Below are 12219 nucleotides of genomic sequence, written 5' to 3' on the forward strand. Positions count from 1 at the left end.
TATAAATTTAACATTCCCCCTTTAGGGGGTTAGGGGGCTATATGAACATTCCATCATTAATATTCTGGGCGGTATTTGTACTGCCACTGGTTGTATTTTTAGTTTGGCTGATGCGCCAGGATAAGAAAAAAGGAGTTACCGGGCTTATTGTATTAGCTATTACCGTTATTGGAGGTATAGTTTACATGTACATAAAAACAGGCGGTAAGTAGGTTGGTTGGCTGATTGGGCTAATAAAAATCCTTTAATTAAGTACCTGAGATTTTATTGAAAAATCGGGTTAAAACAAAAAAACACCCGGCATTGCTTCGTGCCTACCTATGACGCTTATGTCTCGAGGAGGGTAGGCCTGTCAGTCTGAGCCTGTCGAAGACTCGCGCGGAGAGGCCTCTGCCCGCTATCCTTCGACAGGCTCAGGATGACAGCCATTTTTGTTACATCAATTTCTCCTTCAGAGGCCACCTGATTTTAAAACTCGACGCGTTTCATTAAATCATAGGAACCTCTCCTCCAGATTTTAGTTTTGGCAATCACGGGTTTCACTACGCCATAGCCACTTCTTCGGTTAAACCTTTATGAAAAACCTGCGCATAGCCGGCTATCATTTCGGCGGCATCAAGGCCATTAATTATTTTACGGGCATTTACCCAGTCGGTAACTTTATCATTAAAATATTTACCCAAACCGGCACCAGTGAAAAAGCCACCGCTCATTCCTTTCACCAGGATGGCTGCGGCAATTTCGGGCTGCAAGGCCATTTCGGGGTTGTTGAGCAAATCAACGTGCAGCAAGCGGCCCATGCTTTCATAATTCTCATACCAGGTTAATTGTACATAACCCCGGCCATAGTATAATTTATCCGGGGAACTGTAGGCAACGCGATGACCAGGGCCACTCCCCATTTTAAACTTTTGACCATAAGGGTGCCCGGCGCCTTTACCAAATTCGGCAATGGGTTCCATGGTTTTGGCACATTCATGAAAAACAGTAGCCAGCATGTAGGCTGCTTTGCGTTCATCAGTGATACCGGCTTCTGCGATAGCTTTTAAAATGTTTTCGATGCCATCAATCTGGCTTTGTGAAATATGACCGCCAAACATGGGGCGGACATCGTCATAAAATTCTTTTGTACCTGGCATGATCTTATAGATTAGTGGTTAACAATAAAAGAAAAATATGCAAGCTAAAGGCTTGTTTAAAAGGGAGATAGATTAGTTTATTGGCTTTGTGTATCAAATGTAAATATTCCTGATTGGAATATCAAAATAAAATTCAAGCTGAAATTATTTTTAATGTGGAGTGCGTAGAGGGTGTCTCCGGCGTGGAAATTCAAACTGGAATGTACGCTGTATATAGTTAGAGGCGCATATTTTGCGCCTCTAACAAAGGGAAATTCTATAATTTGGAAAGTCTGCTTAATCTGGTTCAGAAAAAAAAGCAGCGGTTTTATTTTCCGAATCGTTCTTTTAAATAATGGCCGGTATGTGATTTTTTTTCTTTGATCAATGTCTCGGGCACGCCTTCAAAAACAACTTTACCGCCACGGTCGCCACCTTCTGGGCCGATGTCAATAACCCAGTCGGCACATTTTATTACATCCATATTGTGTTCAATTACAATAATGGTGTTGCCATGATCCAGCAGTGCATCAAAGGATTTAAGCAGTTTTTTGATATCGGCAAAGTGTAAGCCCGTAGTTGGCTCATCAAAAATGAAAAGTGTTTTATGGGTGTTGTTACCCTTTACCAGGAAAGATGCCAGCTTAATACGCTGTGCCTCGCCGCCTGATAATGTATTTGATGATTGACCTAATTGCACGTAGCCCAAGCCAACATCAACCAAAGGTTTTATTTTAGCGATGATCTTAGGCTCTTTGGCGAAGAACAGGAGTGCTTCATCAATGGTCATATGCAGCACTTCGGCAACGTTTTTTTCGTTGTAGGTGATATCGAGGATATGCTGCTTAAAGCGGTTGCCGCCGCAGGTTTCGCAGGTTAAAAAGATATCGGCCATAAACTGCATCTCTATCTTCACCTCGCCCTCGCCCTGGCAAACATCACAGCGGCCACCCTCTACGTTAAACGAGAATGCTGATGGCTTTAAGCCTGCTGCTTTGGCTACTGGTTGAGAGGCATACAAGTTACGAATCTCATCCCAGGCTTTTACATAAGTAACCGGGTTTGAGCGCGACGAACGGCCGATAGGGTTTTGATCCACCATTTCTACCTGTTCAATTTTAGCATAATCGCCATCAATGCTGTCGTATGATCCGGTTTGCTCGCCAGAGTAATTGCCCAGCGTTTTTTGGAGTGCGGGTGCTAAAATACGTTTAACCAGGCTGGTTTTGCCCGAGCCGGATACACCCGTAACCACCGTAAGCACGCCTAACGGAAATTTAGCGTTAACGTGTTGCAGGTTGTTTTCGCGGGCGCCTTTTATCTCAATAAAATCATTCCATTTTCGGCGAGTGGCGGGTATAGCAATTTCTTCTTTACCACTCAAATATCTGCCGGTTAAACTGTTATCGTCCTTTATAATTTCGTCATAGGTGCCGGTAAATATCAGCTCGCCTCCATGAGTACCTGCTTCCGGGCCAATATCAATAATATGATCGGCTGCCTTCATGATCTCTTCTTCGTGTTCAACTACCAAAACGGTATTGCCTACATCACGAAGGGATTTAAGTACCCCTATCAACCGCTGGGTATCGCGGGGGTGTAAACCGATGCTTGGCTCATCTAATACATATATGGAGCCTACCAGGCTGCTGCCTAGGGACGTAGCCAGGTTAATGCGCTGTGATTCGCCGCCCGATAGGGTGTTTGATAACCGGTTAAGGGTTAAATAGCCTAAGCCTACATCATTCAGGAACACCAGGCGGTTGGTTATCTCCATGAGCAAACGCTTGCCGATTTTTAAATCTGTTTCGGTTAGCTTTAAACCCTGGAAAAACTCCAGCGCTTTATCCAAAGGCATCAATACCACATCGGTAATGGAGCGTTCGCTGATCTTTACGTATGAGGCATCCTGGCGTAAACGGCTGCCCTTACATTCGGGGCAGTTGGTTTTACCCCTGTATCGCGATAGCAAAACACGGTATTGGATTTTATAGGTTTGCGCCTCCATCTCCTTGAAAAATTCATCAAGGCCACGGAAAAACTTATTACCCGTCCACAACAGCCTTTGCTCTTTGGCCGTAAGTTGGTTATACTGGCGATGGATCGGAAAATCAAATTTTAACGCATGTTTTACTAAATTATCGTTCCACTCGCGCATTTTTTCGCCGCGCCAGGGTGCAATGGCACCTTCATAAACAGATTTGCTTTTATCCGGGATAACCAGGTCTTCATCAATGCCAATAACCTTGCCATAGCCTTCGCATTTTTTGCAGGCGCCGTAAGGGTTATTAAAGCTGAAGAAATTGGGGCTCGGCTCTTCGAATTTTATGCCATCCAATTCAAAACGGTCGCAAAAAAAGCGTTCCGTTTCCTGGTCGGCATCCGGTTCCTGGTAACGCACGTAGCAATCGCCTTTCCCCTCAAAAAAGGTGGTCTGTATAGAATCGCCAAGGCGGCTTACAGTTTCATCTTCTTCGTTTTTATGTATGCGGTCGACCACAATTCTTACTGCCGAGTAGGAGGTAAGTGATGACTGGTGCGTGGTAAGGTTAGTTTCGGTATCTGCTTCAACTTCCTTTTTTTTGCTTTTAGTTTTCAGCTTTAAGGTTTCGCCTTTCGCTTCCTCAATAAGCCATGAGCCATCATCAACTATGCTGGCATCTTCTAATAAAGCTTCTATTTTTGATAGTTTGCCCTGGTACTCTACCCTCACAAAACCCTTTTGCATTAACACGGCAAGCTCTTCTTTTAAGCTGCGGTTATTATGCGGATATAATGGCGCTAATAAAGTTACCTGGGTTTCATTTGGCAGCGATAGTATAAAATTGACCACATCGGTCACCGAATCCTTTTTTACCGGGAGGCCCGATACAGGCGAAATGGTTTTGCCGATGCGCGAGAAAAGTAACTTCAGGTAATCGTAAATCTCGGTTGAGGTACCCACTGTTGAACGCGGGTTTGAGGTAATCACCTTTTGCTCTATAGCGATGGCGGGCGCAATGCCCTTAATATAATCTACATCGGGCTTGTTCATACGGCCCAAAAACTGGCGTGCGTATGATGACAGGCTCTCTACATAACGGCGCTGACCTTCGGCATAAAGTGTATCAAATGCTAGAGATGACTTACCCGAACCCGACATGCCCGTAACCACAACCAGCTTGTTTTTGGGGATAGCCACATCCATGTTTTTAAGGTTATGAACACGTGCCCCTTTTATAATGATATGTTTCGACGGATCTTTTTCTGCTTCTTTACTCATTCTTCGAATTAGTTCATGGTTCATAGTTCATGGATCATAGGGATTAGTTAAACAGAAGAAAATGGCAAAAAATTTGCCATAAACTATGATCTGTTAACTATGAACTTTTTGCGAGTGCAAAAATCCTAAAATATTTAGCAGTATCCAAATTGGTTTTACTTTGTTTGGTTGTTTATATTGAATTAGGTATCGACTTTACAGTTTACTGACTTTTAATTGTTTACGATAAATTTTTAGATGCATATATTGTGAGGATTATTTGAATCGCAATTAAACCTTTTTTACAAAGAATCGTCGAACAGGTAAGCGTCAAAATATTTTATGCCCCGATGCTTATTTACAGCAATTAACCTGATAGACAGAAGTAAATAAAAAATATAATTTGCTTTTTAAGATAGAAATTGTTTTATTTGAGGTAACAATTTCTTAACCCCTAAGGAGCATACTATAGAAGATACTTTACTTGTAAGAAGATTTTAACTAAAATTAAGTTTAAAGTAGTACGTTCTATGGATTTTCAATTGAAGAGTGATCAGGATCTAATCCATCAATATATTGCCGGTGATGAAGCAGGATTGGTAGAATTGATAAGACGATATCAGTCAAAAATATACACCTCTATTTATCTTTTGGTAAAAGACGAATACCTTGCCGAGGATATTTTTCAGGATGCTTTTATAAAAGTAATAAATACCCTTAAAGCCGGTAAGTATAACGAAGAAGGTAAATTTTTACCTTGGGTAACGCGTATTGCGCATAATTTGGTCATTGACCATTTTCGACGCGAAAAACGTGCTCCAATGGTAAGTAATGGCGACGACTTTGATATTTTTGAAGTGTTGGGTAATTACGATGAAAGTACCGAGGATAAGATGGTTAGAGACCAAACCTATAAGGACCTTAAATCGTTGATACAGCTGTTACCTTCCGAACAAAAGGAAGTATTGATTATGCGCCACTTTGGCGATATGAGTTTCAAGGAAATAGCCGATATAACTGAGGTGAGCATTAATACCGCTCTTGGCCGTATGCGCTATGCGCTCAATAACCTGCGCAAGATGATGCAGGGCAAGGAAATGAGTTTAAAAAATTAATATTAAGTTTAGGTATTTTTATATGTAGATCCGGTTGCTGATTAATTATCAGTTAATCGGATTTTCTGTGTTAATGTCCTTATCAAGCAAAAAATCAAATACTTAGTAACTAATAAGTAAATGGCAGAATAAAAAAATTTCATTTAATTTTCATTTAACAAAATATTATCTTTAAGCCACCGTTATAAATCGTATAAAATTTATATTAAAAAAGCTTATGGATGAAACCTTTACAAAAACATTAAATGGAACTGCTAACCAAGCTCAGATGAACGATAACGTACATGAATATCTGGATGCGGATGATATGATTTTTTATAACTCTATCCGTGCCGATTTGGACCTTCTGAAAAAGAAGCCCAAAGTGCAAACTATACACCAGATTTTGGACTACTCGAAGAGTTTACGGTAAGCATTACTAACCTCACTGGTTCATAGATCACAATTGTTGATTAAGGTTACCCGATGTGAATCGAAATAACCAAAAGCCAATAAGTGATTTATGAACCTTTCTATTTAATAGTTCATTGGTTCATTAGTTCACTGGTTCATCGGTGAGTAGTTCGATAAATTTTTATAGCTGATATTTCAACGGTTTTGCCAATTGCGATTTATTGAGCATAATTGCAATGTATTGGATATGCCGCATTATTATTATAAGCTAATAAGCAGCCAGGTTAATGGATTATGCAGCTACCAATGAACTAATGAACAAGCGAACCAATGAACTAACATGCTGAAAGCCGACCGTTACCGCCATTTTGTTGAATATTTTTCTAAAAGTCAACCTAACCCTGTTACCGAACTTCATTATGATAACCCCTTCCAGTTGCTGGTGGCGGTCATTTTATCGGCACAATGCACAGATAAGCGAATTAACCAGGTTACGCCTGCTCTTTTTGAACGTTTCCCTACGCCGGAGGATCTGGCAGCTTCTACACCCGAAGAAGTTTTTACTTATATCCGTAGTGTGAGCTATCCTAACAATAAAGCCAAACATTTGGTTGGTATGGGTAAAATGCTGGTTGAAGTTTTCAACGGCGAAGTACCTTCAGGAATAGAAAATTTACAAAAAATGCCGGGTGTTGGTCGAAAAACGGCAAACGTTATAGCTTCGGTAGTGTTTGATGAGCCTGCAATGGCTGTTGATACCCATGTTTTCAGGGTAAGCAACCGGATAGGTTTAACCAACAACGCTACCACCCCGTTGGCAGTAGAAAAGCAGTTGATTCAACACATCCCAAAAGAATATATAGGCGTTGCCCATCACTGGCTGATATTACATGGCCGTTATATATGTGTGGCCCGCAGCCCTAAGTGCGAGATATGCCCGCTAACCTGGTTTTGCAGGTATTATGAACGTAACAATACCGAGGCCGCACTATTACGCGCCGAAGCTGCCAAAATCAAAAAAGTAAAAGAAGCTAAAAAGAAAAAGGCTTTAAACGTGATTAGTAAAGAATTGAAGAAGCGTAGTGTGGATAAAGATATTTGATTGGTATTATTAGGTTGATTAATTTCAACATAAATAATAAACCCACCCGTCATTGCGAGGCACGAAGCAATCTCTACATAAGCAGATCGGACTTGCATGGCCTGTACTGTATAGTTTGGAGATTGCTTCGTACCTCGCAATGACGCTTTTTAAATAAATTACTAAAAAAATTAGTATTTTAAAATAAAACATTTATATTTGTTGAAGAAAATTTGAAGATGGCTAACATAGATAAAAATAACTCGGATAAATTAAAAGCATTACAGCTTACACTGGATAAGCTTGAAAAATCATACGGAAAAGGTACCATCATGAAATTGGGTGATTCCGTTATTGAGCCTACAGAAGTTATATCAACCGGCTCTTTAGGGCTTGATATCGCCTTAGGTGTTGGTGGCTTACCTAAAGGTAGAGTTATTGAAATATATGGCCCTGAATCATCTGGTAAAACCACATTGGCTATTCATGCCATTGCCGAATCGCAAAAGAAAGGTGGCATCGCGGCATTTATTGATGCGGAGCATGCTTTCGATCGTTTTTATGCCAAGAAATTGGGCGTTGATGTGGAGAACCTATTGATCTCTCAACCTGATAATGGTGAGCAGGCCCTGGAAATTGCTGATAACCTGATCCGTTCAGGAGCTATTGATATTTTAGTTATTGACTCTGTTGCCGCGTTAGTTCCTAAAGCGGAGATTGAAGGAGAAATGGGTGACTCAAAAATGGGTCTTCATGCACGTTTAATGTCACAGGCTTTACGTAAGTTAACCGGTACCATCAGCAAAACCGGATGTTGCTGTATTTTTATCAACCAGTTGCGTGATAAAATTGGTGTGATGTTTGGTAACCCCGAAACTACAACAGGTGGTAACGCCTTAAAGTTCTACGCTTCGGTGCGTTTAGATGTACGCCGTATTTCGCAGATTAAGGATACCGACGAGGTTTCTGGTAACCGCGTAAAAGTGAAGATCGTTAAAAATAAAGTGGCGCCGCCGTTCCGTATTGCTGAGTTTGATATTATGTTTGGTGAAGGTATTTCCAAAGCCGGCGAGATTATCGACTTAGGTGTTGAATATAACATCATTAAAAAAGCAGGTTCATGGTTCAGCTATGGCGAAACCCGCCTTGGCCAAGGTCGTGATGCGGTTAAACAACTGATATTGGACAATCCGGAACTGATGGAAGAACTGGAAGCTAAAATTAAAGAAACCGTTACCGGCGAGCATTTAGCCGAGGTATAGTTTTGATTTCGGATTTCGGAATTTCGATTTCGGATTTTTATAGATATAAAAGGCCTTCTGTTTTGGGAGGCCTTTTTTTATGGATTTATTTAAACTGACAGGATCATGTCAGTGTTCGGACTTTCAAAAATCAAGTGTTCGGGATGTTCGGATCGGGTTGTTTTACGAAAATTAACTTGTTGATTATCAATACATTATTTTTTGATCTGAATAATCAGAACACTTAATTAATTGATTATCAGAAATGTTGTTTTTAATGGGGATCCATTGATGACAATACCCTCATAAAAGCGAACACCTTTAATACGTTGGTGCCTTTACCAACAAACTATAACCACTCACCTAATCAACCTAATCCAACCACTCACTAATTAAAAACTTCATCTTTAAGTAATAAATCGCTAACTCACTAAGTCGCTAATTCAATAATTATTACATTAGCTTTTGATGAATAAACTGGTTGTATTGCTGCTATTGGTGCTGATGTTTCAGCTTTCGGCTTGCTATACAAAATCGCCCAGTTCGGGCAAGGCAGTTTTTAATATTAACCTGGAGGAAGGCCTCACCTCGCTCGATCCGGCTTTTTGCCGCAACCATTATACCATTTGGATGGATAACCAGGTTTTTAACGGGCTGGTACAGATTAATGATAGTTTAAAAGTTACTCCCTGCATTGCCAAAAGCTGGCAGGTATCTGCCGATGGTTTACTTTACACTTTCCACCTGCGCAATGATGTTTATTTTCATGACGATCCCCATTTTGCAAATGGCATCGGGCGCAAAGCTGTAGCGGCAGATTTTGTTTACAGCTTTGGCCGGTTGATTGATCCAAAAGTGGCTTCATCCGGCTCCTGGATCTTTAGCGATAAGGTGGATGATAAGCGTGCATTCTCTGCCCCTGATGATAGCACGTTCTTAATAAAGCTTAAACAGCCCTTCGCGCCATTTTTGAGTATGCTTACGGCCCAGTATTGCTCTGTAGTGCCAAAAGAGGTGGTGGAGTTTTATGGTAAGGATTTCAGAAGTCATCCCATAGGTACCGGTCCTTTTAAGCTGAAGTATTGGAAAGAGGGTGAAGTGCTGGTACTGCTTAAAAATGATAAGTATTGGGAGTTTGATAAAAAGGGTAAACGCTTGCCATACCTGGATGCCGTCAGGGCTACTTTTATTGCCGATAAGCAAACCTCCTTTTTGGAGTTTGTGAAAAAGAAGCTCGACTTTTTGAATGATATTGATGGCAGCTACCGCGATGATATTCTTACCAAATCGGGCAAGGTAACGCAAAAATATAAGGGTAAGTTCATCCTGAATACGGCGCCGTATTTAAATACCATGTATCTGGGGATCCTGGTGGATAGTAACCTGGCCATTGTAAAAAAATCGCCCCTGAAAATATTGAAAGTGCGGCAGGCTATAAACTATGCTATCGACAGGCAAAAGATGATCAAGTATCTGCGCAATAGCATGGGTACACCGGGGTACTCGGGCTTTATACCGCAGGGCATGCCTGGTTTTGATGGTAAATGTGTTAAAGGGTATTCCTACGATCCGGAAAAAGCGCGAAGATTGCTCGCAGAGGCCGGTTTCCCAGACGGTAAAAACCTACCCGAAATATCATTAGCCACCACAGTTGGCTATCGCAGCCTGATAGAGTATGTACAAGGTCAGCTGGATAGGATCGGTATTAAAACCAGCGTAGAAATTACGCAGGGCGCCAGTTTGCGTGAGTTAGTATCCAAAAACGGAATTAACTTTTTTTACGGGCAATGGATAGCCGATTACCCGGATGGTGAAAACTACCTGTCGGTTTTCTACTCCAAAAACAAAATTCCTTATGGGCCTAATTATACCGGCTTTAACAATAAAAAGTTTGATACGTTGTTTGAACAAACTTACCACGTAAAAAATGATTCGGCCCGCTATGCGCTGTACCAGCAAATGGATAACCTGGTGATGGAGCAATCGCCGGTATTGGTATTGTATTATGATAAGCTGGTGAATTTATATCAGAATAATATCTCGGGTTATAGTTTAAACGGGCAAAATCTGTTGGTGTTGAAGAGGGTGGTGAAGGGGCTTTAAACGCTTGAAAGGAACTACTGTGAGGAGATAGCTTTTTAGTGAAAGAAAATGTCATTTCGACCGAACAGGCGTGGGGAAAAAGAAGGGGGGGAGGAGAAGTTTTATACGACCTGCATGTTCGCTTGTCGCTTATATAAGATTTCTCCTCACCGCCAGCGCTCAATTCCTCCTCTGGTTCGCTCGAAATGACAATCGGTTTTATTAATTGATAAGAATCAAAAGACGTGTCAATACAGTCTATAAAGGGCGCGGTCACATAGATTGTCACTGTATTATTTATCTGTATACTTCAACGCATCGGCATTTACTATAGCTGCCTGGTTATTCTTGGTGGCATCGGTGCCTAAAATAACTACGGCATCTGCACCAACGGTTTTGGCGTATTCTGATAGTCTTTGCTTTACAGCTTCCTGCTTCGGATAATTTTCGCAGGTTAAATGGCCGATAACCTTGTATTCCCTTTTAACATCATGGGTAGAATAATAGATTTCTACAAATGTTGTAGGGGACAGCCTATCGCCAAAATAAGTAATAGGAACAGCACAGGAAGATAACAATAAGCAAATACCTGCAGTAAATGAATAATGATTTTTCATGGCCCGATTGTTTAGATTAGTTAGACTAAGATACAGCCGGGTGGTTTACTGAATATTGTGTAAAAGTGATAGTACAATCTTCTTGCACTCATTTATAAGAGACGCTTAGCTTGGTTTCGCGATGACATCGTTTGGGTTATGAAGAATATTTCATTATTCTTCCATCGTATTATAAACGCTATTCCATATGAGCACTTATCATAACGAGCTTAAGTTGGTTTTACGTTAAAATACTCCCATCTAATATTTGTTCAATTTCTGAAGGGAGAATTTCTTTTCCGAAATCGGAATAGGGGTTAATGATCAGTGCTTTTCCAGTCGACATCTTTAAGAGGTCTTTCCCCTCGAGTTCTAAAAAGCAAACCTCTGTTTTAATTACTCCGCCATCAAAAATTCTGTCCGTTGAAGTAAAGATCGGTACACTACCGTTGTTTAATGTTCGAACCTGGGCCTTTGTGTTGCCGTTTGTAATAAATGAGCCTTGCGGAAACATACCTTCTTCGGTCAATACAAAGAATTTTTCAGAGAGTATTCTTGCATAAATGTCTATTCGATATGCAGGTTCGACGACGGCCTTTTTTAGCAAAGCTTCAAAGGTCGGTTCTTTCTTTTTAAATATATCAAATAACCCCATTGATCACAAAATACGAGATAAACGGAAGAAATTTAAATTAATCATTATTAATAACCAATAAAAAACTGCGAAAAGTGGAGCAATTAGCTTCAGGCTTTTTAAATTCGTAGCGAGCGTAGGTTGGAATTTAAATACTTAATGAGTAGTGTTCATTTTTGCTCTTTATTAAATATTTAATAATAGCGGGTTTGGTTGTTAATGCCCTTGTAATGTTCCGGTCCAAAAATCTGTTATTATTTCATTTTTATATCGTATCAAAACAAGGTGTTGAGTTTCTGCAAATCCTCCTGTAAGATAACTGATAAAATATAGATTTTTATTTTTGCCCTGGCAAATAAGCTGCCGGTTTGGTAATTGATCGTTTTGGTCGCAGCAGCAATTCCAATCTTGCCCGGGTTCTGCTATGGTAAAGTTGACATTGCCAAAGGATTCTAAAAAGGACTTAACAAATCCTGGCATATCCCCCAATTTATTGGACGAAGACAAACTTGTTTTTTGAAGATCAGTAATAAATGCCTGCAAGTTTTTATTTTTAACAATAACCATTTGATTGATTGAAATACTATCTCCATGGTATTTAACGCTGCTAACTGAATTTATTGGGCTTACACGAGACTGTTTAACTAAATTCTGCTGTGCATGTGTATGAATCGTAATTAGCAATAAAATAAGAATACCCGGTATGGTTCGCATAGTG

At 40.4% G+C, this 12219-nt stretch carries 11 protein-coding genes; 6 read left to right on the top strand and 5 right to left on the bottom strand.

Going from position 1 to position 12219, the window contains the following annotated elements; all coding sequences use genetic code 11:
* Positions 1–41: 41 nt before the first annotated feature.
* A complete protein-coding gene (locus AC1D0K_RS08355; RefSeq protein ID WP_295720986.1) occupies positions 42–212 on the top strand; it encodes a hypothetical protein in 171 nt (56 codons plus the stop codon).
* 330 nt (positions 213–542) lie between these two features.
* Here AC1D0K_RS08355 and AC1D0K_RS08360 read toward each other — a convergent pair whose 3' ends face one another.
* The gene (locus AC1D0K_RS08360; RefSeq protein ID WP_295720985.1) at positions 543–1139 is read right to left on the bottom strand and encodes a glycoside hydrolase family 19 protein; all 597 of its coding nucleotides are present in this window, start codon (positions 1137–1139) and stop codon (positions 543–545) included.
* Between the two features lie 307 nt (positions 1140–1446).
* Positions 1447–4380, bottom strand: a complete 2934-nt coding sequence (uvrA, locus tag AC1D0K_RS08365) for an excinuclease ABC subunit UvrA (RefSeq protein ID WP_477441296.1) — start codon at positions 4378–4380, stop codon at positions 1447–1449.
* A 509-nt stretch (positions 4381–4889) separates the two neighbouring features.
* On the opposite strand from uvrA, the gene AC1D0K_RS08370 reads away from it, so the two are divergent.
* From AC1D0K_RS08370 to AC1D0K_RS08390, 5 genes are all read left to right on the top strand, one after another.
* Positions 4890–5474, top strand: coding sequence for an RNA polymerase sigma factor (locus AC1D0K_RS08370; RefSeq protein ID WP_295720983.1), 585 nt, complete (start codon positions 4890–4892; stop codon positions 5472–5474).
* A 268-nt stretch (positions 5475–5742) separates the two neighbouring features.
* Positions 5743–5886, top strand: a complete 144-nt coding sequence (locus AC1D0K_RS08375; protein WP_295720982.1) for a hypothetical protein — start codon at positions 5743–5745, stop codon at positions 5884–5886.
* Positions 5887–6207: 321 nt separating this feature from the next.
* Positions 6208–6969: an endonuclease III gene (gene nth / locus AC1D0K_RS08380; protein ID WP_477391748.1), complete on the top strand. Its 762-nt coding sequence runs from the start codon at positions 6208–6210 to the stop codon at positions 6967–6969.
* Between the two features lie 218 nt (positions 6970–7187).
* Entirely contained in the window at positions 7188–8210 is a 1023-nt protein-coding gene (gene recA, locus AC1D0K_RS08385) for a recombinase RecA (RefSeq protein WP_295720980.1), read from the top strand.
* Positions 8211–8657: 447 nt separating this feature from the next.
* A complete protein-coding gene (locus tag AC1D0K_RS08390; RefSeq protein WP_477391747.1) occupies positions 8658–10292 on the top strand; it encodes an ABC transporter substrate-binding protein in 1635 nt (544 codons plus the stop codon).
* A gap of 272 nt (positions 10293–10564) precedes the next feature.
* Here the strand turns inward: AC1D0K_RS08390 and AC1D0K_RS08395 are convergent, their stop codons facing one another.
* The 3 genes from AC1D0K_RS08395 to AC1D0K_RS08405 all read right to left on the bottom strand — a co-directional run bounded on the left by AC1D0K_RS08395 (position 10565) and on the right by AC1D0K_RS08405 (position 12215).
* Positions 10565–10888 (bottom strand): hypothetical protein, encoded by a 324-nt coding sequence (locus AC1D0K_RS08395; RefSeq protein WP_477391746.1) that lies wholly within the window; start codon positions 10886–10888, stop codon positions 10565–10567.
* 220 nt (positions 10889–11108) lie between these two features.
* Positions 11109–11522, bottom strand: a complete 414-nt coding sequence (locus AC1D0K_RS08400) for an SseB family protein (RefSeq protein ID WP_477391745.1) — start codon at positions 11520–11522, stop codon at positions 11109–11111.
* A 195-nt stretch (positions 11523–11717) separates the two neighbouring features.
* Positions 11718–12215, bottom strand: coding sequence for a hypothetical protein (locus tag AC1D0K_RS08405; protein WP_477391744.1), 498 nt, complete (start codon positions 12213–12215; stop codon positions 11718–11720).
* Between the last annotated feature and the right edge of the window lie 4 nt (positions 12216–12219).

The sequence above is a fragment of the Mucilaginibacter sp. P1_A3 genome, from assembly GCF_056406855.1.

Coding starts and splice junctions, on each gene's coding strand:
- AC1D0K_RS08400 (WP_477391745.1), bottom strand. CDS start 11,522: ATGGGGTTATTTGATATATTTAAAAAGAAAGAACCGACCTTTGAAGCT.
- AC1D0K_RS08375 (WP_295720982.1), top strand. CDS start 5,743: ATGAACGATAACGTACATGAATATCTGGATGCGGATGATATGATTTTT.
- AC1D0K_RS08355 (WP_295720986.1), top strand. CDS start 42: ATGAACATTCCATCATTAATATTCTGGGCGGTATTTGTACTGCCACTG.
- AC1D0K_RS08360 (WP_295720985.1), bottom strand. CDS start 1,139: ATGCCAGGTACAAAAGAATTTTATGACGATGTCCGCCCCATGTTTGGC.
- recA (WP_295720980.1), top strand. CDS start 7,188: ATGGCTAACATAGATAAAAATAACTCGGATAAATTAAAAGCATTACAG.
- AC1D0K_RS08390 (WP_477391747.1), top strand. CDS start 8,658: ATGAATAAACTGGTTGTATTGCTGCTATTGGTGCTGATGTTTCAGCTT.
- AC1D0K_RS08370 (WP_295720983.1), top strand. CDS start 4,890: ATGGATTTTCAATTGAAGAGTGATCAGGATCTAATCCATCAATATATT.
- AC1D0K_RS08395 (WP_477391746.1), bottom strand. CDS start 10,888: ATGAAAAATCATTATTCATTTACTGCAGGTATTTGCTTATTGTTATCT.
- uvrA (WP_477441296.1), bottom strand. CDS start 4,380: ATGAGTAAAGAAGCAGAAAAAGATCCGTCGAAACATATCATTATAAAA.
- AC1D0K_RS08405 (WP_477391744.1), bottom strand. CDS start 12,215: ATGCGAACCATACCGGGTATTCTTATTTTATTGCTAATTACGATTCAT.
- nth (WP_477391748.1), top strand. CDS start 6,208: ATGCTGAAAGCCGACCGTTACCGCCATTTTGTTGAATATTTTTCTAAA.